Source organism: Bacteroides ilei (genome assembly GCF_900128495.1).
Lineage (GTDB): Bacteria > Bacteroidota > Bacteroidia > Bacteroidales > Bacteroidaceae > Phocaeicola > Phocaeicola ilei.
The window spans coordinates 275560-301765 of the sequence record NZ_LT635801.1 but is presented as its reverse complement, the minus strand read 5'-3'; the positions used below and the strand labels follow the sequence as shown (position 1 = coordinate 301765).

16 protein-coding genes and 1 tRNA gene are annotated in these 26206 nt (G+C 46.9%); 13 read left to right on the top strand and 4 right to left on the bottom strand.

Annotation, left to right across the window (positions count from 1 at the left end):
* The first annotated feature begins 34 nt into the window (after positions 1-34).
* Positions 35-484, top strand: coding sequence for a GatB/YqeY domain-containing protein (locus tag BQ7489_RS01280; RefSeq protein ID WP_072529716.1), 450 nt, complete (start codon positions 35-37; stop codon positions 482-484).
* 82 nt (positions 485-566) lie between these two features.
* Here BQ7489_RS01280 and recO read toward each other — a convergent pair whose 3' ends face one another.
* Positions 567-1289: a DNA repair protein RecO gene (recO, locus tag BQ7489_RS01275; protein WP_072531966.1), complete on the bottom strand. Its 723-nt coding sequence runs from the start codon at positions 1287-1289 to the stop codon at positions 567-569.
* A 177-nt stretch (positions 1290-1466) separates the two neighbouring features.
* Between recO and BQ7489_RS01270 the strand changes: the two genes are divergently transcribed.
* From BQ7489_RS01270 to BQ7489_RS01255, 4 genes are all read left to right on the top strand, one after another.
* A tRNA-Glu gene (locus BQ7489_RS01270) sits at positions 1467-1538 on the top strand.
* A 42-nt stretch (positions 1539-1580) separates the two neighbouring features.
* A complete protein-coding gene (rpsT, locus tag BQ7489_RS01265; protein WP_072529715.1) occupies positions 1581-1835 on the top strand; it encodes a 30S ribosomal protein S20 in 255 nt (84 codons plus the stop codon).
* Positions 1836-2045: 210 nt separating this feature from the next.
* Positions 2046-4010 (top strand): DNA topoisomerase (ATP-hydrolyzing) subunit B, encoded by a 1965-nt coding sequence (gene gyrB, locus BQ7489_RS01260; protein WP_072529714.1) that lies wholly within the window; start codon positions 2046-2048, stop codon positions 4008-4010.
* Positions 4011-4271: 261 nt separating this feature from the next.
* Positions 4272-6950 (top strand): 4-alpha-glucanotransferase, encoded by a 2679-nt coding sequence (locus tag BQ7489_RS01255; protein WP_072529713.1) that lies wholly within the window; start codon positions 4272-4274, stop codon positions 6948-6950.
* Positions 6951-7042: 92 nt separating this feature from the next.
* On the opposite strand, the gene BQ7489_RS01250 is transcribed toward BQ7489_RS01255, so the two are convergent.
* Together BQ7489_RS01250 and BQ7489_RS01245 are read right to left on the bottom strand one after the other, a co-directional pair.
* Entirely contained in the window at positions 7043-8407 is a 1365-nt protein-coding gene (locus tag BQ7489_RS01250) for an MFS transporter (protein ID WP_072529712.1), read from the bottom strand.
* A gap of 46 nt (positions 8408-8453) precedes the next feature.
* Complete coding sequence (locus BQ7489_RS01245) at positions 8454-10058, bottom strand: DUF6377 domain-containing protein (protein ID WP_072529711.1); 1605 nt, start codon at positions 10056-10058, stop codon at positions 8454-8456.
* A 355-nt stretch (positions 10059-10413) separates the two neighbouring features.
* Here BQ7489_RS01245 and BQ7489_RS01240 point away from each other — a divergent pair, with 355 nt between their 5' ends.
* The 8 genes from BQ7489_RS01240 to BQ7489_RS01205 all read left to right on the top strand — a co-directional run bounded on the left by BQ7489_RS01240 (position 10414) and on the right by BQ7489_RS01205 (position 25409).
* Complete coding sequence (locus BQ7489_RS01240; protein WP_072529710.1) at positions 10414-12267, top strand: glycoside hydrolase family 13 protein; 1854 nt, start codon at positions 10414-10416, stop codon at positions 12265-12267.
* A 177-nt stretch (positions 12268-12444) separates the two neighbouring features.
* Positions 12445-14625 carry a glycoside hydrolase family 97 protein gene (locus BQ7489_RS01235; protein WP_072529709.1) on the top strand — a complete coding sequence of 727 codons (2181 nt, stop codon included), beginning with the start codon at positions 12445-12447 and terminating at the stop codon, positions 14623-14625.
* A 91-nt stretch (positions 14626-14716) separates the two neighbouring features.
* Positions 14717-17806, top strand: coding sequence for a SusC/RagA family TonB-linked outer membrane protein (locus BQ7489_RS01230; protein ID WP_394334061.1), 3090 nt, complete (start codon positions 14717-14719; stop codon positions 17804-17806).
* A gap of 20 nt (positions 17807-17826) precedes the next feature.
* A complete protein-coding gene (locus BQ7489_RS01225) occupies positions 17827-19446 on the top strand; it encodes a RagB/SusD family nutrient uptake outer membrane protein (RefSeq protein WP_072529707.1) in 1620 nt (539 codons plus the stop codon).
* A gap of 21 nt (positions 19447-19467) precedes the next feature.
* Positions 19468-20664 (top strand): SusE domain-containing protein, encoded by a 1197-nt coding sequence (locus tag BQ7489_RS01220; protein ID WP_072529706.1) that lies wholly within the window; start codon positions 19468-19470, stop codon positions 20662-20664.
* A 24-nt stretch (positions 20665-20688) separates the two neighbouring features.
* Positions 20689-21717: an Outer membrane protein SusF domain-containing protein gene (locus BQ7489_RS01215; RefSeq protein WP_072529705.1), complete on the top strand. Its 1029-nt coding sequence runs from the start codon at positions 20689-20691 to the stop codon at positions 21715-21717.
* 148 nt (positions 21718-21865) lie between these two features.
* Positions 21866-23932: an alpha-amylase family glycosyl hydrolase gene (locus tag BQ7489_RS01210; protein WP_072529704.1), complete on the top strand. Its 2067-nt coding sequence runs from the start codon at positions 21866-21868 to the stop codon at positions 23930-23932.
* 136 nt (positions 23933-24068) lie between these two features.
* Positions 24069-25409, top strand: a complete 1341-nt coding sequence (locus BQ7489_RS01205; RefSeq protein WP_072529703.1) for a FimB/Mfa2 family fimbrial subunit — start codon at positions 24069-24071, stop codon at positions 25407-25409.
* 171 nt (positions 25410-25580) lie between these two features.
* Here BQ7489_RS01205 and BQ7489_RS01200 read toward each other — a convergent pair whose 3' ends face one another.
* The gene (locus BQ7489_RS01200) at positions 25581-26162 is read right to left on the bottom strand and encodes a DUF3109 family protein (protein WP_072529702.1); all 582 of its coding nucleotides are present in this window, start codon (positions 26160-26162) and stop codon (positions 25581-25583) included.
* Between the last annotated feature and the right edge of the window lie 44 nt (positions 26163-26206).

The window sequence follows — 26206 nt, the reverse complement described above, 5'->3', positions numbered from 1 at the left end:
AAGAACCAAAATTCTAAACAAAATAAATAAAGATATGGATTTATTTGATCAGATCAGCAATGACATCAAAGAGGCTATGAAAGCCAAAGACAAGGTAAGACTGGAAACCTTGCGCAACATAAAGAAGAATTTCCTTGAAGCAAAAACCGCTCCGGGAGCCAACGATACCCTGACCGACGACGCAGCATTGAAAATCATGCAGAAAATGGTAAAGCAGGGAAAAGATTCGGCCGCAGTATATGAAGGACAGGGACGCGCCGACCTGGCTGAAGAAGAAATGGCACAGGTACGTGTAATCGAAACCTATCTGCCCAAACAGCTCTCGGCCGAGGAACTGGAAGCCAAGCTGAAAGAAATCATCGGACGCGTAGGCGCTACAAGCGGTAAAGATATGGGTAAGGTTATGGGTGTAGCCACCAAGGAACTGGCCGGACTGGCCGAAGGCCGTGCCATATCGGCAAAAGTGAAGGAACTGCTGGGATAACAGCATTTTCATATCCGAAAGGAAGCCCTTGCCCGGGAAAACGGACAGGGGCTTCCTTCTTTTCTGCACATCCTATACAGATTCAGAACAGTTCCTGAAGCACCGGAAGGGATTTCAGTTCGGGGAAATCGGGCAGATGCAGCCGGTAATACTGGTTGATGATGTCAAGGCAGCGGTTGCGCTCCATCCGGTTCATGGAAAAAAGATGCATCGTATCATAATTCATACGGATCAGGTTACGGATAGCCGCCGCTTCCTGCGGACGGACAAACATACCATGATACGGCTGCGAGGGAACAAAACATGCGTTCAGCAAATCAAAGAAGGCTCCGTCGGTATATCCTTCCACATTGGGGAACAGCCCCAAAAAACGGGACAGACGCATCAGAAAAACCAGATGGAAATTGGCAAAACTGCCGTCACAGGCATCCAGCCATTGGATGGAATTGACCAGATACCCGAACAGAGCCCGGTTCTCGGACTCTTCCTTCAATGCCCTGTAAAGGAACTCGGCGATAAACAAAGCAATGGCCGACTTATACGGATCGTAAGGAAGAGACTGGAAAAGATACCACGCCTTGGCCTCCTTGATGGGGTGCAGACCCGACTTAGGCCGTACATCCGCCTCGAATTCAACAATAGACAAGGGCTGGAACAACACCAGGCGTACCGTAGATTTTCTGGAACGTTGCACCGGAACAAGAAAAGACATCCTCCCCTCCTGTTCGGTATAGATATGTACTATATTCTGTTTGTCGCTGTACTTCAAAGAATGAAGCACCACACCCGTATATTTCTGCAACATAACGGCCTCCAATCCATTAATTGATACAAAGATAACCCTTTTGAATGAAAATGGCGCATTTTGAAAAAAAACTGCCCGAATGTTTTGGTGGAATAAAAATTCTTCCTACCTTTGCATCCGCAAACGAGAGATATGCATCCTCGATTGCAAGTCAGGAGTTCTTCCTGAAATAAGGATGGCCCGTTCGTCTATCGGTTAGGACGCAAGATTTTCATTCTTGAAAGGGGGGTTCGATTCCCCCACGGGCTACATAATAAACAAGATCACGAACAATATTAAAGATTAGTCGAGATGGCAAATCACAAATCATCTATTAAAAGAATCAGACAAGAAGAAAAAAGAAGACTTCACAACAGATATTATGCAAAGACTATGCGTAACGCAGTGAAGAAACTTCGTGCAACTACTGAAAAAGCCGAAGCTGTAGCTTTATTCCCAAGTGTACAGAAATTGTTGGATAAACTGGCAAAACGTAACATTATCCACAAAAACAAAGCTGCCAACTTGAAGTCTAAATTGGCTGCTCACATCAGCAAATTGGCTTAAGTTACCGCTTAACTCAAAAGATATTAAGGCTGGATCATGATGATCCGGCCTTTTGTCGTTATACCCGCATGTCCCTATTTTGCCGGGGGAAAAGTCCCGTAGTCTATCTGTATTTTTTATCTTTTTTAGTCCTCTCTTTCCTAAGAATCTGATGAATTTTTAGTATCTTTGAACGTTTTAAAGTAAACTATAAATATTAGATTTTGGATAATGAGTGAAGAACTGACATCAAACAGCGGAAGCAGCTACTCGGCCAGTAGCATCCAGGTACTGGAAGGGCTGGAAGCAGTACGCAAGCGCCCGGCCATGTATATCGGTGACATCAGTGAAAAGGGTCTCCACCACCTGGTTTATGAGGTAGTGGACAACTCCATTGACGAGGCACTGGCGGGTTATTGTACACATATCGAAGTAACGATCAACGAAGATAATTCCATTACCGTACAGGACAACGGTCGTGGTATTCCGGTAGATTTCCATCAGAAAGAAAAGAAGTCGGCACTGGAAGTGGTCATGACTGTATTGCACGCCGGAGGTAAGTTCGACAAAGGTTCCTACAAAGTATCCGGAGGTCTGCACGGTGTCGGTGTATCGTGTGTGAACGCACTGTCTACCCATATGACGACCAACGTATTCCGTAACGGAAAGATCTATCAGCAGGAATATGCGTGCGGAAAACCTCTGTATCCGGTAAAGGAAGTCGGTACAACCAACCTTACAGGTACACGCCAGACATTCTGGCCCGACAGCAGCATCTTCACCGTAACCGAATACAAATACAGTATTCTTCAGGCACGTATGCGTGAACTGGCCTACCTGAACAAAGGCATCACCATTACATTGACCGACAAACGTGAGAAGGAAGAAGACGGCAGCTATAAACAGGAAATATTCCATTCGGAAGAAGGTGTAAAGGAATTCGTACGTTTCCTGAACTCCAACAATACCCCGTTGATTGACGATGTAATCTACCTGAATACCGAAAAGCAGGGAGTCCCCATTGAATGTGCTATCATGTACAACACCGGATTCCGCGAAAACCTCCATTCGTATGTAAACAACATCAATACCATTGAAGGAGGTACACACGAAACCGGTTTCCGTATGGCACTGACCCGTGTACTGAAAAAATATGCGGAAGACAGCAAGGCACTGGAAAAGGCCAAGGTGGAAATTTCGGGAGAAGACTTCCGTGAAGGACTGATTGCCGTAATTTCGGTCAAGGTAGCCGAGCCTCAGTTCGAAGGACAGACCAAGACCAAACTGGGGAACAATGAGGTAAGCGGTGCAGTGAACCAGGCTGTAGGTGAAGCTTTGACCAATTACCTGGAAGAACATCCGAAGGAAGCCAAAATGATTATCGACAAGGTTGTACTTGCCGCAACGGCACGTATCGCAGCCCGCAAGGCACGTGAATCCGTACAACGGAAAAGTCCGATGGGCGGCGGCGGACTGCCGGGCAAACTGGCCGACTGCTCCAGCCGTGTACCGGAAGAATGTGAACTGTTTCTGGTGGAGGGTGACTCGGCAGGAGGTTCTGCCAAGCAGGGACGAAGCCGCCAGTTCCAGGCAATACTTCCTCTGCGCGGTAAAATCCTGAATGTAGAAAAAGCCATGTGGCACAAAGCTTTTGAAAGCGATGAAGTGAACAACATCATCCAGGCATTGGGCGTACGTTTCGGTGTAGAAGGGGAAGATGACAGCAAGAAAGCCAATATTGACAAGCTCCGCTATCATAAGGTAATCATTATGACCGATGCCGATGTCGACGGTTCACACATCGACACCCTGATTATGACATTGTTCTACCGCTACATGCCGGAAGTAATCCAAGGAGGACACCTGTACATAGCCAACCCGCCATTATACAAATGCTCGAAAGGTAAGATAAGCGAATACTGCTATACCGATGAAGAACGCCAGGCATTCATGCAAAAGTACGGTGACGGAACAGAAAACGGCATACATACCCAACGCTACAAAGGTTTGGGAGAAATGAATCCGGAACAGCTGTGGGAAACGACCATGAATCCGGAAACCCGTATACTGAAACAAGTAAGCATTGAAAACGCGGCAGACGCCGACTACATCTTCTCCATGCTGATGGGTGACGATGTGGCTCCCCGCCGTGAATTCATCGAGAAACATGCCACTTATGCCAATATCGATGCATAAGCGGACATTTTATAAACATAATCATTAATTCAAATCCATCCTCACATCTTACAATGAGGGAAGCTCCGGGAGCCTGCAGGCATCCGGAGCTTTTTTATTTCCGCTTATTCTTTTTATATTCTTACAAACTCAAGAAGCCTCTACAACCCATTACAGAGCCGATTTCTAATTATTTCAATTTATATTTTCACTTCATAGGAAATAATATTCTATGTAAATTCACTATTTTTGGAAAAAACATAAACTAATACCTCGAGAAATATGAAACTGACATTCCGAATGCAGTACCGTACCGTATGGGGGGAAAACATACGTGTCATCATCAATGAAGATGAAGCCCATGCCATGGTCCTTTCTACACGTAACGGCATCGACTGGTCGGGTACCAGCGAATACACGCTACCCGAAGGCATGAAACAGATAACATACCGTTACGGTGTATTTCGCGGAGCCAACTGTATCCGCAAAGAACTGGGAGCTATCGCACATTCCTTTTATCCGGGAAACGCCCAACAGCAGCACTACATCATAGACGACTGCTGGCGTGACCTGCCTGCCGACTCATTCAAATACAGTTCGGCATTCAATGAACCGCATCCGTGTGCAGCCCCCGTGGCAATACACGATTATGTAGGAAGCTGCATCACTTTCCGCGCCCTCTGCCCAGGATTATACAACAAGCAACAGGAACTGGGCCTGATAGGCAGCTGTGATGTATTGGGCAACTGGGAATACTGTCGCCCGCTTCGTATGCAGGAAGTGCAACCTAACGTATGGCACCTTACCATTGACGCCTCATCGCTCCAATACCCGTTCGAATACAAATTCGTAGCTGTCGACTCCAAAACCGGATCTGTAACTGAATGGGAATGTGGCATGAACCGGACTTTCCACATCCAGCCGCTCATGCGCGGAGAAACCTACCTGCCCATGGAGACGGAGGTATTTTTCAACCTGCCGCCACAGAAGATTGCCGGTTCAGCTATCCCGGTATTCTCCCTCCGCTCGGAAGGAAGCTTCGGAGTAGGCGATTTCGGAGATCTGAAAACATTCATCGAATGGGCTGCAAAGACCCATCAGAAGGCTGTACAGATCCTCCCGATCAATGACACCTCCATGACAGGGACATGGACCGACTCTTATCCGTACTGCAGCATTTCAATCTATGCTTTCCACCCGATGTATACCGACCTCAGGCAGTTGCCGGCACTGAAAGACAAAGATCGGGCAGAAGTCTACGAAAAAGAGAGAATACGCCTGAACGCACTCTCACAGGTTGATTACGAAGCAGTAAACCATTACAAGCGGAATTACCTGAAGGATATATTCATGCAGGAAAAAGACCTGATTCTGAGTTCGGAAAACTTCCAGAAATTCTTTACAGAAAACAATGAATGGCTGCTCCCCTATGCAGCCTTCAGCTACCTGCGCGATATCTACGGTACACCCGATTTCAGCCAATGGCCGGAACACAGCACATACGATGCAGCAAGCATCAAGGAACTCTGTTCACCCGATAACGACTGCTATACAGAAATAGCTTTCTATTATTTCATACAATATGAACTCCATCTGCAGCTGCTGAAAGCCTGCGACTACGGGCGCAAGAACGGAGTGATCGTAAAAGGAGACATCCCTATCGGCATCAGCCGTACCAGTGTGGAAGCATGGATAGAGCCCTATTACTTCAACCTGAACGGACAGGCAGGGGCTCCGCCCGACCCATTCTCATCCAAAGGACAGAACTGGGGTTTGCCAACCTATAACTGGGATGTCATGGAAAAAGACAATTATCTATGGTGGCGCCGCCGATTCTCCAAGATGGCCGAATATTTCACGGCCTACCGCATCGACCACATACTCGGATTCTTCCGTATCTGGGAGATTCCTATCCATTCGGTACACGGACTGCTGGGGCAGTTCTCACCTGCCCTGCCGATGAGCGAAGAGGAAATCCGGAGTTTCGGACTCAACTTCAACAAAGAATTCATGACCCGGCCATTCATCAGTGAATATATACTCAACACCATGTTCGGTGACAAGGCAGAGATGGTAAAGGAAACCTTTGTGGAACTGCAACATGACGACATTTATGCCATGCGTCCGGAATTCGATACCCAGCGTAAGGTAGAAGCTTATTTTGCTGGAAAGACAGATAAGGAAAGCTGCGACCTGAAAGAAGGAATTTACGCCTTGATCAGTGACGTACTGTTTGTTCCCGACCGCAAGAATCCGGAAATGTACCATCCTCGTATCGCTGTACAGACCGACTACATATTCCAACAGCTCAACTGGCAGGAACAGGAAGCGTTCAACCGTCTGTATAACCACTATTTCTACCAGCGCCACAACGAATTCTGGTATACTGAAGCCATGAAAAAACTGCCTATTCTCACCCAATCAACCCCGATGCTGGTATGCGGAGAAGACCTGGGAATGGTTCCCGACTGTGTGCCATGGGTAATGGACCAGTTGCAGATCCTGTCACTGGAAATCCAGCGCATGCCGAAAGACCCGAAAAATGAATTCGGACATGTATATGCATATCCGTTCCGGTCTGTATGCACAATAGGCACCCACGACATGTCAACTTTACGGGGCTGGTGGGAAGAAGACAAGACCGTTACCGAACACTTCTATCACAATGAACTGGGTTATTGGGGCGATGTACCTCAAAAGGTACCGGGATGGCTCTGCCAGGACATCATCATACGCCATCTGCAATCTCCCTCCATGCTCTGTATCCTGACCTGGCAAGACTGGACTTCCATGAATGAAGCGATCCGGAACCCGAATGTGGAAAGTGAACGCATCAACATTCCTGCCAACCCACGCCACTACTGGCGCTGGCGGATGCATATCACCCTGGAGCAACTGATGAAGCTGGACGAATTCAACAACGAAATACGCCAGCTAATTGATGCAAACGGAAGATATTGAAAATTAATATTATAGTTTCTACTACCATAAAAAGATCAAGGCTGTACCCCAACAGGATACAGCCTTGATCTTTTTATATCAGCCCAGACAAATCAGGCTTCCTTATGTTCCCTGATGATACCCACGCAGCAGGCACCCACAATCAGAAGCACGCCGGCCAAAGCCAGCATATTAATTTCAGGAGGAACAGATCCCGGTACCGCAAAAGACTTTAGAATCCATCCGCCGGCAACAGCCGCTACAATCTGCGGAACACAGATCGTCCCGTTGAACAATCCCAGATAAGTACCCATATGACCTCCGGTCAAGGAATTGGTAAGGATAGTGAAAGGCAAGGCCAGCATTGCCGCCCATGCACAACCGATCAACAGGAAAGACACAAACAACAGATACTGGTTATGTATGAACAAGACGGAAATAAAGCCGATACCGCCCAGAACCAGACTCAATGAATAGGCAAACTTACGGTTCCGGATGGAAGGGATTACCGCTGCCCAAATGACAGAACCTACCGCCTGTACAGCAAACAGGATTCCCACCCAGTCGGCAGCTGTCTGATATTCCAAAGATTGCGTATCCAACACCCAATGGCTCACTCCGTCTGTCACCGACTCAACGGCAGGAGTACCGAACACATTGGCTGCAATGGAACCGTTTGTATACGTCCACATAAACATGAAGGCAGCCCAACAGAAGAATTGCACCAATCCTACAGTCCAGAACGCCTTCGGAGCCTTGACCAGCAGCTTGAACATATTGGTTTTCTCTTCCTTGTCTGTCTTGGTGATACCATGATATTCCGCATACTCGGCAGGAGGAATTTCCTTTACCTTGACCGTAGTATAGATGACACACAGAATCAGAATTGCGGCACCTACATAAAAAGAAAAGATCACAGAATCGGGTACAACACCTTTAGGTGCAATATTACTGATGCCGATAGCGGCAAAAATAAACGGAAACAGATATCCGACCAGACTACCGGCATTACACAAGAAACTCTGGATGGAATAGGCCAGCCCCTTCTGTTTTTCATTCACCATATCGCCCACCATCATCTTGAAAGGCTGCATGGCAATATTGATGGATGTATCCAGAAACATCAATGAAAACAACCCGAACACCATTGCCGCCGAAACTCCCATGCCGAAACTTCCGGCATTAGGCAACAGGCACATCACCAGTACGGCTATCAATGCTCCGACAAACAAATACGGAATGCGGCGTCCGAAACGGCACCAGGTCCTGTCGCTTAAGGCACCGATAATAGGCTGGACTACGATGCCCGCCAAAGGTGGAAGAATCCAGAAATAACTTAGGTCGTGCGGATCGGCCCCCAACGTCGAAAAAATACGGCTTATATTAGCACTCTGTAAGGCATAGGCAATCTGCACACCAAAAAATCCGAAACTAATGTTCCATAGTTTCGAGAAGCTCAAATCAGGTAATTTTTTCATGGTATATAATAAATGTGTAAATGAGTCTTGCCCAACAGATAAAAGCCTACAGATTCATGACACGCTGTTCGAAACGGTCCTTATCACCTGCCGCCTTATTACGGATCTTACTGCGATAATTATAGACAGTAGCCAGTGAATAGCCTAAAAAATGTGCGATACGGTTGGCATCTGTAACCCCAAGCCGAATCAGTGCAAATATACGAAGTTCTGTATTTAAAAGCTCACCCTGTTTAGGATAAATTTTACCTTCATCTGTCAATAATTCGTTAAAATCATGGATAAAGTTCGGGAACAAATCCAGGAACGACTTGTCGAACTCATTGTAAAAGTTTTTTCGCTCGTCACGGATGAACTGTTCTGAACGGATGGTCTTGAAAAGCTCGTCAATCTTGGAAGCCATAGCCAGTTTCTCCAGCGAACGCCGATACTGCTCCAGTTTCTCCAGATACCCGACACAACGGTCGAGATAACGCGCGATATACACTTCCTTGATCTTCCCCGTCTGTTCCAGATTATGATTGGTGGTAACCAGCTGGCGGTTAGTGTTGTACAGATGCCGCCGCATGACCGACAACTTCTTCATCCAGTAATAGAGATAGAACGTGGCGGCGATAAGCAGAAAAGCCAGGACACTGACACTGATCAGCATATTTCTCGACAATCGCCTTTCATGTCTCTCCTTTTCTTTATTGGCCTTATCTATAATAGGATAAAATTCTGTCACTTCCATAAAACGCAGGCGAGCGTTACTGTCCACCGCATCTTCCATGGCACAGGCAAGATACCTATAAGCCCGCTCTACATCCCCATTCTCATAGACGAGCCTTGACAGCCTCTGCAACGCCGCATACTCCCGGACGGCACTCTGCAAATCGGCCATGGCTGTACGTGCCAGGTAATAGATCTGCTTGAGCGAGTCATGTCTGGCCTCATAAACCTCCGACATGGTATAATTCGCATAAGCCTGTTGCTGCAGTGTAATTTTCTGTGACAATGTCCGGTTCAAAAGCGAGACGGCTTCACCCGGCTTTCCTAAAAGCAGCTTTTTCTCGGCCAGCACAATATCCCTGTTGACTCCCGGTTCGGAAGTAGCCAAAATAGAATCACGATAATCATCAGTCTTTTCCAGATACTTCACCTTTTCCCTCCTGCCGGCTGTATAGTCGGCCAGCCAGCCATAACAGGCACGGCATGCCTTATAATAATAAGTAAGGGAATACCTGTCCTTCAGTTCTGCCGTATCTACAGCCTGCAAGGCAGTCAAAGCCTCATTATACATACCCATCACTCCCATTACCTCCGCACGGTTCACCAAGACCTCGTTCTTCAGATCGGGAGTCTGTAACATGCCTTGCAGATGCCATCTCCTCTTTACATAATTTAAAGCCGAATCTGCCTGATAATGAAGGTATTCATCGAACAACATACCACAGAGATCGTATTGTTTTTTCGTATCTGCCGTAACAGCCAACTGCTTTTTCAAGCCTTCAATCCTTTTTTCGCGCCCGGCATGACAGGCACTTTTCTGTACAATCAGCTCATCTAGAGCCGACAATATTTCCTGAACATCGGAAGCGTCCTGTGAACTGACAGAAACCGGGATAAGAATGAGAAGTGAATATATAAGGCAGACCCAACTTTTTTTCATATATCAAGGTTTAAGTTTAAACATTAATTACCGGACTAAACCGTCCATGTTTCACAAAACTAAACAATTCCACGAAACTGACAATAAATAATAAATATAAAATCGACCACAAAGCTTTTTTTCAAGACAAACAGATCATTTTTACCAATACTGTAATCAGGCAAATTGTCGATTTTCAAAAACAAAATAAGACGGCAAAAAACTTAGAATACATTTATATTTTCCCCACAAAGAGAGAATCACATATCGTTGATTTTCAGCATTATAATTAAAATTTATACTTATAAATTCATTCTACCACCTATATCCGCATCCAAAAGAAGCTAAATTTGTCATAAACCAAAATCCAATCATCATGAAACAAACACTCATCTTTATTATGGCTCTTTTTTCATTTTTAGGATGGAGCAACCACAGCAAAGCGATTGACATCCAACAAATAGCTCCTACTTACTGGTGGGCTGGAATGAAGAATCCTGAACTGCAGATCCTTCTGCACGGAACAGATGTAGCTTCCTGCAGTGTCAGCATTACAGGAGAAAACATATCCCTGAAAGAAACCGTCAGACAGGAAAACCCCAACTACCTGCTGCTCTACCTTGATTTATCTAAAGCAGCTCCACAGACCTTCCAGATTACACTGAAACAAGGAAAAAAATCGAAGATCATTCCTTATGAATTGAAGCAACGTACCCGCAAAGGATGCGAAATCCAGGGATTTACAGCCGGTGATGTATTATACCTGATTATGCCCGACCGCTTTGCCGACGGCAATCCCGACAATGATGTCATACCGGGAATGTTGGAAGACAAAGTAGACCGTAACGAACAATATGCCCGCCACGGAGGCGACCTGAAAGGTATCGCCGACCATCTGGACTATATCTCCGATCTGGGTGTAACCGCCATCTGGCTGAATCCTACCCAAGAAAACGACATGCCTAACAGTTCCTATCACGGCTATGCCATTACAGACTATTACCAGATTGACCGTCGGTTCGGCGGGAATGAAGAATTCAAGCAGCTGGTTGACCAGGCACACGCCAAAGGTCTGAAAGTAGTAATGGACATGATCTTCAACCATTGTGGAAGCGAAAATTATCTGTTCAAGGACAAACCGTCCAAAGACTGGTTCAACTTCAGATCGGAATATGTACAGACTTCATTCAAGACAGCCAGTGTAATGGATATCCACGCCAGTGATTACGAACGTAAGATTGCTACCGACGGCTGGTTTACCGAAGTCATGCCCGACCTGAACCAACGCAACCGCCATGTGGCACGCTACCTTATCCAGAGCAGTATCTGGTGGATTGAATATGCAGGTATCAACGGAATCCGACAGGATACACACCCGTATGCCGATTTTGACTTCATGAGTGAATGGTGCAAAGAAGTATTGGATGAATATCCACACTTCAACATCGTAGGCGAGACATGGCTGAACAGCAATGTCCTTGTTTCCTACTGGCAGAAAGACAGCAAACTGGCTGTTCCCAGGAATTCGAATCTGCCTACTGTCATGGACTTCCCTCTGACCGACCTGATGAACAAGGCATTCGATGAAGAAACGACCGATTGGGCCAACGGCCTGTACCGTCTGTACGACTACCAGACTCAGGATTTCGTATTTGCAGACCCGATGAACCTACTGATTTTCCTGGACAACCACGATACATCCCGGTTCTACCAGAAAGAAGAAGATACCCGGAACCTGACACGCTTCAAACAGGCAGTAACCTTCCTGCTGACTACCCGCGGTATCCCTCAGATCTATTACGGAACAGAAATCCTGATGGCTGCCGAAAAGAGCAACGGCGACGGAACCTTACGCCAGGACTTCCCCGGCGGATGGGCAGGCGACAAGACCAACTGCTTTACCGCAGAAGGCAGGACAGAACTGCAGAACGAAGCATTCAACTACATAAAGAAACTGCTGAACTGGAGAAAAGGAAATGACGTAATAAGCAAAGGCAGTCTGAAACATTTCTCTATCAGTAACGGAGTGTACGTGTATGAAAGAAAATACGGAGACAGATCGGCTGTAGTCATCATGAACGGTACCGGAAAGCCACAAACGTTAACGCTTGCCCCCTACAAGGAAGTATTGCCTCAGACAACCGCTACCGACTTTATCAGCGGAAAAACCGTCACCTTACAGGATAAGCTGGAACTGAAAGAACGCGAGACTTTGCTCCTCACCTTCTAACCGGTTTATATAATTGGAACCCATTAAATAGGGTAAGGAACTATAATACAACGTAATATATATTATAACCATTTATATTTTTATTCTAAAAGGTTTAATGTTCTGATACAAATATTAGATTTGTAATAAATGCTAGAAAGGACGTTAACCTTGGCAAACCTAATATCGTGAAAACTTATGAACCTTAAAAGACACATTCTGTTTGCTGCAGTTGCCTGTTCAGCCTTGTTCGCCGATGCACAGAAACTGACGTCTCCGGATGGAAATCTTGTCATGAACTTCAGTCTGAACCAGGCAGGTTCCCCCACTTACGAACTCTACTTCAAGGACAAGGCAGTTATCAAACCAAGTACACTCGGACTGGAACTCAAGAAAGAAGATGCCGACAAACAAGTGGATTTTGAAGCCACTCCAAGAACAGACATCGACCAGTTGGATGCAAAAACCAATCTGATGACCGGATTCACCGTACAGGATACCCAGACAAGTACCTTCGACGAGACATGGAAACCGGTATGGGGAGAGGAAAGCGAAATCCGGAACCATTACAACGAACTTGCAGTGACCCTGAACCAGGCAGAAAACGACCGCAGGATTGTTATCCGCTTCCGTCTGTTCAACGACGGTCTGGGATTCCGTTATGAATTTCCCCAGCAGCCTAACCTGAATTATTTTGTCATCAAGGAAGAACACTCCCAGTTTGCCATGGCCGGTGACCATACCGCCTACTGGATTCCGGGCGACTACGATACACAGGAATATGACTATACCATATCACGGCTGTCGGAAATCAGAGGACTGATGAAAGACGCAGTAACGCCGAATTCCTCCCAAACCGTATTCTCACCTACCGGTGTACAGACCGCACTGATGATGAAGACCGACGACGGCCTCTACATCAATCTGCATGAAGCGGCTCTGGTAGACTATTCATGCATGCACCTGAACCTGGACGACAAGAACCTGATATTCGAATCATGGCTGACACCGGATGCAAAAGGCGACAAGGGATATATGCAGACACCCTGCCATTCTCCCTGGCGTACCATCATAGTCAGCGATGACGCACGGAATATTCTGGCATCACGTATAACTCTCAACCTGAACGAGCCCTGCAAATATACAGACACTTCATGGATCAAGCCCGTCAAATATGTAGGTGTATGGTGGGACATGATTACCGGACGCGGAAGCTGGGCCTATACCGATGAACTGTCCAGTGTCAAATTGGGTGAAACCGACTACAGCAAGACCAAACCGAACGGAAAACACTCGGCCAATACAGCCAACGTGAAACGCTATATCGACTTCGCGGCCGAACACGGATTTGACGCCGTTCTGGTAGAAGGCTGGAACGAAGGCTGGGAAGACTGGTTCGGCCACAGCAAAGACTATGTCTTCGACTTTGTCACTCCTTATCCGGATTTCGATGTGCAGGAACTGCACCGATATGCGGCCAGCAAGGGTGTCAAGATGATGATGCACCATGAAACTTCATCGTCTGTCCGCAACTATGAACGCCATATGGACCAGGCATACAAATTCATGGCAGACAACGGATACAATTCGGTTAAAAGCGGATACGTGGGCGATATCATCCCACGCGGTGAACATCATTACGGACAATGGATGGTTAACCATTATCTGTACGCTGTAACCAAAGCCGCCGATTACAAGATTATGGTCAATGCCCATGAGGCAGTCCGCCCCACCGGCCTTTGCCGTACCTACCCGAATCTGATAGGCAACGAGTCGGCCAGAGGCACCGAATACGAATCTTTCGGAGGAAACAAAGTATACCACACTACCATACTTCCGTTTACACGCCTCATCGGTGGCCCGATGGATTATACTCCGGGACTTTTTGAAATGGACTGCAGCAAGATGAATCCTAGCAATACATCACACGCACGCACTACACTGGCCCGCCAGCTGGCACTCTATGTAACCATGTACAGCCCGCTACAGATGGCGGCCGACATTCCTGAAAACTACGAACGCTTCATGGATGCCTTCCAGTTCATCAAGGATGTGGCCATCGACTGGGACGAAAGCAAGTATCTGGAAGCCGAACCGGGTGAATACATCACCATAGCCCGCCGTGCCAAAGGAACCGGCGACTGGTATGTAGGATGTACAGCCGGCTATAACGGACACACTTCCAAACTGGCATTAGACTTCCTGACACCGGGAAAGAAATACGAGGCTACCATCTATGCCGACGCCAAGGATGCAAGCTGGGACAAGAACCCGCAGGCATATACCATCACCAAAAAGAAGGTTACCAGCAAAACCAGACTGAACCTGAAAGCAGCAGTGGGAGGAGGTTATGCCATCTCTATCAAAGAAATCAGATAAGTTTTCTAAACATACATGTAATTTGACGGTAAATCAGATTGTCTGTTTTCAATAGGTATTTCAAGAGAACACTAACTTCAAATTTAATAATATGAATACTAACAGTTTAATGAAAGGAACAAGCAAATTCCTACTACTATGGCTGGTAGGAATGCTGATCTCAGTCCAAGCCTTTGCGCAAGCCCTGACTGTAACGGGTAACGTAAAAGACAAGGCAGGAGAAGGTGTCATAGGCGCCAACATCATCGTGAAAGGGACCACCAACGGTACAATCACCGATTTTGACGGAAATTTCACATTGCAGGCCCAGAAAGGTGACATCATCGTAATCTCCTTTATCGGCTATAAGACACAGGAATTGACGGCAGCCCCTACACTGAATGTCATCCTGGAAGATGATTCGGAAGTTCTGGAAGATGTAGTGATCATCGGTTACGGTGTCGCTAAGAAAAATGACCTGACAGGATCTGTCACAGCGGTAAAGCCTGATGAAATGAACCGGGGACTGGTTACAAGTGCCCAAGACATGATGCAAGGTAAGATTGCCGGTGTAAACATACAGACCGCAGGTGGCCAACCGGGTGGCGGTGGAACAACCATCCGTATCCGTGGAGGTTCATCACTGAATGCCTCAAACGATCCGTTGATTGTCATCGACGGACTGGCAATGGACAGCTACGGACTGAACACGAATGACAACGCTAAGGTCAATCCTCTGTCTATGATCAACCCGAATGATATTGAAAGCTTCACTATCTTGAAAGACGCTTCTGCTACAGCCATCTATGGTTCACGTGCATCCAACGGTGTTATCCTCATTACTACCAAAAGCGGGAAAAAGGGGTCCAAGCCACGTGTTTCCTACAGCGGTAATGTATCTGTAAGCAAGGTAAAAAGTACCGTAGACGTATTGGACGGCCCCAGTTACATGCAATATATACAAAACATGTACGGCTATACAGATGAAGAATTCCTGAACAGCCCTGAATACGCATCGTTGGGATATACAGATGCCAACGGCAACCATGTATTCGCCAACACCGACTGGCAGGACCAGATCTACCGTACAGCGATAAGCACTGACCACAATATAACCATATCCGGAGGCTTAAAGAATATGCCGTACCGTGTATCATTCGGTTACACCAACCAGAACGGTATCTTGAAAGGATCCGACTATGAACGTTATACCGGAAGTATCAATCTTGCACCCTCTCTGCTGGATAACCACCTTAACATCAAGTTGAACGCAAAAGGAATGTATTCAAAGACCAATTATGCCGATGAAGGTGCGATCGGTGCAGCAGCTTCCATGGACCCGACCAAGCCTGTATACGACACCACCGATTTCGGAAAAAACTACGGCGGATACTGGCAATGGCCTTACGCTACCAACTATGACCCGCAATGGCAATATGGTGTCAACAACCTGGCTGTAGGAAACCCGGTTGCAATACTGAACCTGCACTCCAACAACGGAAAATCAAAAGTATTGATGGGAAACCTGGAACTCGACTACAAGATACACGGATTTGAAGACTTGCATCTGCACGTCAATGGAGGTATGAACATATCCAGCAGCGACAGAGACCAAAGCTATTCTCCTTATTTCTATAATACCGCCAACTACTACTACGGAAACTATGGATGGGATTCGAAAGATACATATAACCTGTCATTGAACGCATATGCACAGTATATGAAAGACTTTAATGAAGACCATCACTTCGATATCATGGCCGGTTATGAATGGCAGCATTTCCATATAGAAACCAACTATTTCTATTGCGGCTACTATCAGGATACTCACCTGGAACATCCGGGAGAACAATATAGTCCATCCGAAAATACATTGTACAAGTCAGAGAATTACCTGGTATCTTTCTTCGGACGTCTGAACTATTCATATAAAGACAGATACCTGTTGACCGCAACATTACGTGGCGACGGTTCATCCCGTTTCTCTCCAGGAAACCGCTGGGGTGTATTCCCGTCTGTAGCTTTTGCATGGCGTATGAAAGAAGAAGCATTCCTGAAAGATGTGGACGCTCTGTCTGATATGAAACTACGTTTGGGATATGGTATTACCGGTCAGCAGGAAGGTATCGGAGACTATACCTACTTTGCTTCCTATACTCCCAACTCACAAGGTGCATACTATCCGATAGTAGGCGATGGTACCACTTATCGTCCGGACGCCTACAACAAGAATCTGACATGGGAAAAGACAACGACCTATAATGCCGGTATCGACCTGGGATTCTGGAACAACCGGTTGACGGCAAACATCGACTATTATTACCGCAAGACAACGGATCTGATCAATACCGTATTCATTGCAGCCGGTTCAAACTTCTCCAACAAGCTGACGAGCAACATCGGTTCACTGCATAATCAAGGTGTTGAAACGGCTCTGACCTGGCGTCCTATCCAGATGAAGGACTGGAGCTGGGAACTGGGATATAACGTAACTTGGAACTCCAATGAAATCGATGAGCTGGTAGCCAGCCAGGGCGATGACTATGTAGTCCAATATGGTGGTACAGCCGTAGGTGCAGGTAGCTCGGACGGAATCAAAGGATGGGCAGTAGGCCAGCCTTCTACAGCCTTCTATACCTACCAGCAGGTATATGACGAAAACGGACAGCCTATCGAAGGGGAATTCGTAGACCGCGACGGCAACGGTGCGATCAACAGCGATGACCGCTATTTCTACAAAAAGGCAGACCCGGACGTATTGATGGGATTTACCTCCAAACTGATCTATAAGAATTGGGATTTCAGCTTCTCTCTGCGTGCAAGCTTGGGTAACTATAACTACAACGCCGTGGAATGTAGCAATTCTAACCTGTCACCATCCAGCATCTATTCCGGTTCTACATGGCACAATGTACTGGATATAGCAAGACCAAAGAACTGGCAACAGGTTTCATCTACCGATGCATTGTCCGACTATTTTATCCAGAATGCATCTTACCTGAAATGCGACAACATTACATTGGGATATTCTTTTGACAAGATAGGAAAACTGCCATTAGGAGGACGTATATACTTTACAGCCCAGAATGTATTTACAGTCACCAAATACAAAGGGTTAGACCCGGAAGTAAACGGTGGATATGACAGCAACATCTATCCACGTCCTTTCATGGGTATTTTGGGAGTTAATCTTAATTTCTAATATTTTAAACTTGTACAAATATGAAACTCAATAAAATAAAGACATTTATAACTGCGGCATCCCTGACACTCCTGCTGGGAACAACATCCTGTGTCGGCGATCTGGATGTAGAGCCCATCAACCCGCAGCAAACAATGGAAGCAAACAACGACGCGCTGTTCAATAAAGTATATGCCAGCTTTGCCCTGACCGGACAGACAGGTCCCGCCGGAAGCGGTGATGTGGCTGACATAGACGAAGGACAATCCGACTTCTACCGCATGTCATGGTACATGAACGAATTTACCACAGACGAAGCACATTGGGTATGGGCTACAGATGCCGGCGTACCCGACCTGCTCCACAACTCATGGGGTGCCAGCAACGTATTTTCAGTGGGACTCTACTACCGTCTTTACTTTACAATCACCTTGTGTAATTTCTATCTGGAGCAAGTGCCTGATGACGGGACGGCAGAAACCGCAATGCGGCGTGCCGAAGTACGTTTCATACGTGCCCTGCAGTATTACTATGTCATGGATGCATACGGCAACGCTCCTTTCATGACTACAGTAAGTTCTGACCTCGCCGAATATTACACACGCGACCGTTTCTTCACTTTCGTGGAATCTGAATTGAAAGACTGCGTAAACAGCATGGCTGAAGCAGGTCAGAACACATATGGCCGCGTCGACAAGGTGGCAGTATGGAACCTTCTGGCCCGTCTTTACCTGAACGCTGAAGTCTATACAGGTACAGCCCATTGGCAGGAAGCGATGGACTATGCCGAAATGGTTATCAATAACGGCTACTACCACCTCTGTACAAAAGGCGCTACGAATCCTGTAACCGGGGAAGTATATTCTGCATACCAGATGCTGTTCCTGGCCGACAACAATGAGACCGACGCACGCTATGAAATGATATTCCCTGTCATGTTCGACGGCCAGACAACGAAAAGTTATGGTGGCATGAACTTCCTTGTCTTAGGCTCGTACAGTTCGGATATGAGTGTCAATGTCCCTTCTGGTACAAACAACAGCTGGGGAAAATGTATCCGAATCCGCAAACAGCTGCTGGATAAATTCTATCCGACCACCGAAGCTCCTGCAGGCAACAATGTAGCTACAATGACTGCGGCAGCCAACGATGACCGTGCATTGTTCTACGGTGACGGTTTCAATGCTTCCATTGAAGATGAAAGCAGCCAGACCGACGGTTACGGGTGTGTAAAATTCCGTAATGTACGTTCCGACGGACAGTCCAACCCGGTAATCGACTATGTATATACCGACCTGGCTTTATTCCGTATGGCAGAAGCCTACCTGACCTATGCAGAAGCTTCTACCCGCCTGAACGGTCCAAATGCTGACGCATCCGGCATGATCAACGTGTTACGTAACCGTGCCAACGCCGCTACCCAGAACATCTATACGCTGGACAATATCCTGGACGAATGGTCCAGAGAGTTCTGGCTTGAAGGCCGCCGCCGTATGGATCTGATCCGTTTCGGACGTTTCGGAGGACAAGCTACCTATAAATGGGAATGGATGGGAGGTACCTATAACGGCGCTCAGTTTGGCAAGTATATGAATATTTTCGCCATTCCTGAAAACGATCTGACCAACAATGGCAATCTGACTCAGAACCCTGGTTATTAATTTTAACAAAACGATTGAAGTATGAAAAAACTGAATATATTGACCGGACTCTTTTTAGGAATTGGCTTGTGTCTGTTTTCTGCCTGCGAAGACGACAATGACTCCAATCCTATTGTACAGCAGCCGGAATCATTCGAACTGAACACGCCGGCATTGAGTGAAAACGTATACGACCTGGAAAAATCCTCGTCTATACAGCTTACCTATAAACAACCCGATTACGGCTATACTGCCGCCGTTACCTATTATGCACAGGTTTCCATGGATAATACCTGGGAAGAAGCTACGGAAGAGACCGAAGCTACCTATGTGGAACTGAACGGAAATTCAACCACTTGTGAATTCGAGGCAGACGCCTCACAGATAGACCGGGCGATTATGTCACTGGGAGGATACAATGAAGAAAATGTCCCGTCCGAACCGCTGACCATCTACATGCGTATGAGAGCGACACTGGGATCAGGATATGAATGTTACTCCAACGCCATTTCTCTGTCTGTATTCCCTTATTATATGCCTATCGTAGATGCAGAACCCGAAATATGGTATCTGGTCGGCGACTGTATCGGTGACGGAACATGGGGCAACACCAACACGGACAATATCGGAGTTTCATTGATTCCGATGTCAATTGTCGACGGTTATGAATACAATACCACCACAGGTCAAGGTGAAATCCAGTATACCGGCTACTTCCTGGCTGGAAAAGGATTCAAACTGATCAAGACTCCTGGCAGCTGGGATAACCAATGGGGTAACTCTTCGGCAGCCGGCATTGACAATCCGGTCAAGAATGACGGCGGTTCCTCTAACCTGCAGGTTCCAAGCAGCGGATATTATACCGTCAAACTGAATACGGAATCGGATGTACTTACCATTGAAGCCGCTGAAGCTCCGGATGTTTACCACATCATGATCCAAGGTGATTTCAACGGATGGACCGATGCGGCAATGACACCGGTAAATACCGTGGAAGGCATGAACAACCACATCTGGAAATACGAACTGGATGCCACATCAGGTGATACGACAGCCAAATTCAAGGTATCTCCGGGTGAAGCAGGAAGTGCCGACGGATGGGGTACCAACTGGGGTGGAACAGGTTTCCCGTACGGTATCGGATCCAATGGAGGAGCCAATATACCTGTTCCGGCCGGCCACTATACCATCCTCTTCAATGACATTGACGGATTCTACTACTTTTATACTTTAGAATAAAAAAGATTATAAAATAAAACATCTATGAAAAAGAAAGCATTATATATCTTGTTCCTTTCTGCCTTCGCCTTTACCGGATGTACGGAAGATTACACCGACTGGGCCGAACCACAAGGGTTCGAACAGGAAGAAGGCAGAAGTGTTTCAGTGACAGCCACAGCAGCCTCTCCTATAGACATGGCAACTGTCACTACCGATTCTCTTACGTTGTTTACTCCGTCTGTAACTATGGGAGAGACAGACGCTGTATCTTCTTACCAACTGTTGTTGGACGGAACCTACAATCTGCCTGTCAGCATCGAAGGAAAGGCCAACACGGCCGAACTGGTCAGCGCTGTCATCTCCCTATACGGACAGGCCCCTGTAGAACGGACAATTCCGAGTACCGTAAACGCATTCATCTCTACCGGCAGTTCTGTAATGAAGGCCAGCGCATCCATCGAACTGAAAGTGACTTTGGTTGTAGACTTCAGCGAATTCATCTATCTGCCGGGTAACCATCAGGGATGGAACACAGCCAACGCACCGGCATTACGTTCTCCGAACTTCGACGGAGTCTATACCGGATACAGCTACCTGGACGGCGACTTCAAATTCAACAAGAGCCGTGATTCAAGTTGGGCCGACGGTGAATATAACTTCAACGATTTCTCAACTTTCAGTTCCGAAATCATTCAGGGAGAAGGTACGAACTTCAACGTTGCCGCACCTGCATTCTACTACATTGTAGCTGATGTGGCTACCGGCGGACTGACCGTTACCGCCACTACATGGGGGCTGATAGGCGATGCCACTCCAGGCGGCTGGGATGCTGATACCCCAATGACCTACAATGCGGCAGATGCTACATGGACCGTACAGACCGAACTGGTTCCCGGTAAATTCAAGTTCCGCGCCAATGCTGACTGGGCCATCAATTTAGGCGGGGCAATTGACAACCTGACAGCCGACGGAGCCGATATAGCTGTAGAAGAAGCCGGTAATTATACCATTACGGTATACATGACCCGCAGTACATCCGACAATATCTATTGCACGATGACCAAGAATTAACCCGTAAATAATATTTTTAGAATCCAAGTCCGCCAGAAAACAGGATGGAAGATCCGATCTTCCGAAATATCTTTTTTCAGGTGGACTTGTTTTCTATCAGCCTTTTCTTTACCTATAAAAAACCTTCGGAACACAAAAATCTGATGACATGAAAAAATTTCTTATACTTTTCCTGTTGAGTCTCTCACTGTACGGACTGACATCATGCAGTGACGACAAGCCGGCATTTCCGGAACCTTCGCCCGGGACAGGAACCGAATCCCCGGATGCAGAATGGTCGGCAGTAGAAGCTGCACCCGACAGTTGGGACGGAACCCTACGTGCCGATATCAGTTACCAGCTGCTGGTCTATTCCTTTGCCGACAGCGACGGTGACAAATGGGGAGACCTCAAGGGAGTGACCTCCAAACTGGACTACCTCACGAATCTGGGAATATCAGCCATCTGGCTGTCGCCCATCCATCCGTCCATGTCGTATCACGGATATGACGTAACCGACTATACCGCCGTAAATTCCCGGCTGGGGAACATACAGGATTTCGACCAGCTGGTTACCGAAGCCCACAAACGAGGTATCAAAATCTATCTTGACTACGTGATGAACCATACCGGGATAGATCATCCCTGGTTCAAGGACGCAAGCTCATCTGCTACCAGCCCTTACCGCAGCTACTACATCTTTTCACAAGACCCGCAAGGTGACATAGCCGAAAAGAAAATTGACATGATTACCCAGGAAGGTTCAGCCGGATACAATGCGGGAGAATGGTTCAAGACCGGCAACGGTGAGGAAGTCAAGGGTATATACAAGTTTACACTCGACTGGAGCAATGCCTCTGCCCCTACCGTAACCGTCAGCAAAGGAGAAAAGACCAATCCCGACAATCCGGATACAACGACAAGCGGAGCCAGATACCTGTATTACGGCGACGGCATCTGCAAGAAATTCTATGATAAAGGAAACGGCATCTATGAACTAACCGTAGACTTTTCATCAAGCTGGGGATTTCTTATCCGTACCAACTCTACCACATGGGACAACGGAACCAAATACGGTGCCTCATCCGCTTCAGCCAGAATCGCGTTGGATACACCGTTCACACTGGACAACCAGACTGCTGCCGACATCGTATTCAACAGCATGGACCTATGGTATTTTCATTCACAGTTCGGGACCGACTGGTTTGCCGACCTGAACTACGGACCCGTAGCGACAGCATCCGAATCACCAGCCTATCAGGCCATATCACAGGCTGCCAAAGGATGGATTGACCACGGTATAGACGGACTGAGACTGGATGCAGTAAAACACATCTACCACAGTGCTACATCGGATGAAAACCCGCAGTTCCTGAAAATGTTCTATGACGACATGAACAGTTACTACCGGCAGAAAGGCAACCAAAAAAATTTCTATATGGTAGGTGAAGTCCTTTCGGAACACAACGAAGTAGCCCCTTATTATGCAGGACTCCCGGCTTTGTTCGATTTCTCTTACTGGTACCGGCTTGAATGGGCCATCAACAACGGTACAGGACGTTACTTTGCCAAAGACATCATGAGCTATCGGGATGAATACGCTGGCTACAGGAATGATTACATAGAGGCGACGAAACTGAGTAACCATGATGAGGACCGTACTGCATCCAAACTGGGACAGTCGGATGCCAAATGTAAGCTGGCTGCAGCTGTCCTGCTCACTTCGGCCGGAAGCCCTTACATCTATTACGGGGAAGAGCTTGGCATCTACGGTACCAAAAGTAACGGCGACGAATACGTAAGAAGTCCGATGCTCTGGGGTGACAATACCACTACATCGTATACCGACAAGACAGATGCTACCGTGGCATCGCGCATCAAAAGCGTGGCAGAACAGGAAAAAGACAACACTTCACTCCTGCACACGTACCAGACATTTACCCGACTACGGAACACATATCCTGCCCTGGCTACAGGAAACATGAGCAGACACCCCGTATATAACGACGGTAACGAAAAAGCCAACAGCATTGCCGCCTGGTATATGACCAGCGGAAGCCAGCAAATGCTGGTCATCCACAATTTCGGCAATATGGAAACAGATATTTCCCTGACCGACAAGGTGAAAAAAGCTGTAGCTGTACAAGGAAGTGTGAAGCAACAGTCGGACGGTGAAGCAACCAATTTGAAGTTAGGACAGTATTCATCCGTTGTTTTCCTGCTGAAAGACGACTAACCGTTCTTCACACTTTTACCCTATCACAAAGGATGCGCCGGGCAACAGAACCTGCGCATCCTTTTTTATTTGCAAAAATTAACAACCGGCCGATATAAAAAGAAAAGCATCTTACGTTTGAAAAAATAAAAGACATATGAAAAACAAGCGTAAGCAACCATTCCTTATCTTTATCTGGTGCACGATAGCCATCCTATCGGCCTGCGGCAGCTATCCTATCGAAGAAGAGACAGAAGAAGAAACATCCGCCCCTCCCCCATGCAACCTGTCACTCAATATAAAGAGCCGGGTATCCGATGAAATCCCTTATCCCATATCGGTTTATCTGTTCGATACAGACGGAAACCTTGTCACTCATCAGGAACTGACCGAGGCCGGAACCCTTTTCCAGCAGAATCTGAAAGCCGGAAATTATACACTGAGTGCCTTCACTGCCAGCGACAGAAAAGGCTATGTATTTCCCGACAATCCGGACAAGAACAGCCTCATCAGCATAACTGCTCCCTATTTTACAGAAAGCCCCATCATGTCTGGCAGCAGTTCCATCAAACTGGAAAAGAAGACCGAAGCCAGCATACTGTTGGAATACGCCATGTCGTCACTATACTTCAAATTCAGTGACATACCCCAGGAGACTACCCGGGTAGAAGTCACCGTTTCACCTGTAAGTTCCGGAATAGACCTGTTTACGACCTACAGCGGGCAACAGACCAGCACGACCATCCCCTGCGTGAAAAACAACGATATCTGGGAGGCCGGACCAGCCTATGTGTTTCCGGCAGCAGGTTCAAAAACGATTCTGAGCATCAGTATAGAGAATCCGGACGGGAACAAGACTTATGCCTATACCTATAACCGGCCCCTTGAACCGGCACAACCTTATCAATTCACCGGACAATACAATGACGAAGACGGAATTATCCTGACCGGACAATTCGAAGCGTCCGACTGGAAACCCACCATCGACATAGAATTCGGAATCGGAGGAAACACGTCTGATGATCCGGAAGACGGATCGGGAAACAATCAGGATACACCGGGAAGTGATACTTTCTACGTCAATGAACTGCCCGAAGCCGACAACATATGGGGATACTTTTATGTATGGAAGGTTGACACGGTTTCGGAGACCGAAATTATCGCTACCCTGATCAGTCCAGACCAATGGTTTCTGCTGGCTGGAAAGGCCTTACCTACCTTAGCGGATTACGCCCCCGATGGCATAACCGGCTGGAGAACTTTCACCAGCGAAGAAGCGAAAGAGTTCAAGAACAACTTTATCAATGATCTGGCAGAATTAAATGAGTTCCTTACCGACAATAATATGCTGCCATTCTATGCTTTTGGCGAAGAACGCTATTTATGTAACAACTGCCAGTCTACATTCGGCTTCCTCAGTGACCGGATCACCAAAGCCGGAGAAAAGACAAAATACTACCTGAGAGGAATCAAGACCGTCCGCATCAAGAAACACTGACCACCGTATCCGTACCCGTTGAAAGGACTTGCCATATTATAAAAAGATGCTGGAGTTTCCATCAAAACTCCAGCATCTTTGAATGAAGACTCCAGCATCTTCCAACAAAAACTTCAAGGAATATTCCGGCATATTTCAAGGTCTTTTTGAGGTATGCCGGAATTTATCCGTTCAGATATAATTTTGCCGCTTCAACTCTTCGGCTACCTCTTCCAGTTCTTTGTACCAGGCTTCACCGAACTTCCTTATCAGTGGTTCTTTCAAGAACTTATATACCGGAACATCCTCCTTCTTTCCGAGAAGCACAGCTGCTTTACATACATCCCAACGGTGGTAGTTCACAGCCTTATAGGGGCCGTAATCACCGACACGAATTGGGTACAAATGACAGGAAACCGGTTTATAGAAACCGCAACGGCCTTCACGGTAGGCCTTTTCAATGACACAATAGCAATAGCCTTTTTCATCGTAACACGTGAACACACAGTCTTTCCCGTTCACGATAGAAGTCACCAGGTCACCATCTTGATCGGTATATACCACCCCCTGGCTGTCGATCACGGCACGCGCTTCGGGTGAGAGATCATCCCAGATAACCGGAAGGACTTCTTCCAGCTTTTCCACTTCATCCAGCTCTACAGGAGCACCGGCATCGCCCTCAATGCAACATTCGCCCTTACAGGCATCCAGGTTACACAGGAATTTCTCACGGAACACATCCAGGCTTACTACTACATCATCAATCTGAACCATAATTCAATTCTTTGGATATTCGGCTGCAAAGGTAATAAAAAAAG

Bases quoted from the DNA above. Each gene is read 5' to 3' on its own strand.
- gyrB (WP_072529714.1), top strand. From the start codon at position 2,046: ATGAGTGAAGAACTGACATCAAACAGCGGAAGCAGCTACTCGGCCAGT.
- recO (WP_072531966.1), bottom strand. From the start codon at position 1,289: ATGTTGCAGAAATATACGGGTGTGGTGCTTCATTCTTTGAAGTACAGC.
- BQ7489_RS01210 (WP_072529704.1), top strand. From the start codon at position 21,866: ATGAAAAAATTTCTTATACTTTTCCTGTTGAGTCTCTCACTGTACGGA.
- BQ7489_RS01280 (WP_072529716.1), top strand. From the start codon at position 35: ATGGATTTATTTGATCAGATCAGCAATGACATCAAAGAGGCTATGAAA.
- BQ7489_RS01235 (WP_072529709.1), top strand. From the start codon at position 12,445: ATGAACCTTAAAAGACACATTCTGTTTGCTGCAGTTGCCTGTTCAGCC.
- BQ7489_RS01220 (WP_072529706.1), top strand. From the start codon at position 19,468: ATGAAAAAACTGAATATATTGACCGGACTCTTTTTAGGAATTGGCTTG.
- BQ7489_RS01245 (WP_072529711.1), bottom strand. From the start codon at position 10,058: ATGAAAAAAAGTTGGGTCTGCCTTATATATTCACTTCTCATTCTTATC.
- BQ7489_RS01250 (WP_072529712.1), bottom strand. From the start codon at position 8,407: ATGAAAAAATTACCTGATTTGAGCTTCTCGAAACTATGGAACATTAGT.
- BQ7489_RS01230 (WP_394334061.1), top strand. From the start codon at position 14,717: ATGAATACTAACAGTTTAATGAAAGGAACAAGCAAATTCCTACTACTA.
- BQ7489_RS01215 (WP_072529705.1), top strand. From the start codon at position 20,689: ATGAAAAAGAAAGCATTATATATCTTGTTCCTTTCTGCCTTCGCCTTT.
- BQ7489_RS01240 (WP_072529710.1), top strand. From the start codon at position 10,414: ATGAAACAAACACTCATCTTTATTATGGCTCTTTTTTCATTTTTAGGA.
- BQ7489_RS01200 (WP_072529702.1), bottom strand. From the start codon at position 26,162: ATGGTTCAGATTGATGATGTAGTAGTAAGCCTGGATGTGTTCCGTGAG.
- BQ7489_RS01225 (WP_072529707.1), top strand. From the start codon at position 17,827: ATGAAACTCAATAAAATAAAGACATTTATAACTGCGGCATCCCTGACA.
- BQ7489_RS01205 (WP_072529703.1), top strand. From the start codon at position 24,069: ATGAAAAACAAGCGTAAGCAACCATTCCTTATCTTTATCTGGTGCACG.
- rpsT (WP_072529715.1), top strand. From the start codon at position 1,581: ATGGCAAATCACAAATCATCTATTAAAAGAATCAGACAAGAAGAAAAA.
- BQ7489_RS01255 (WP_072529713.1), top strand. From the start codon at position 4,272: ATGAAACTGACATTCCGAATGCAGTACCGTACCGTATGGGGGGAAAAC.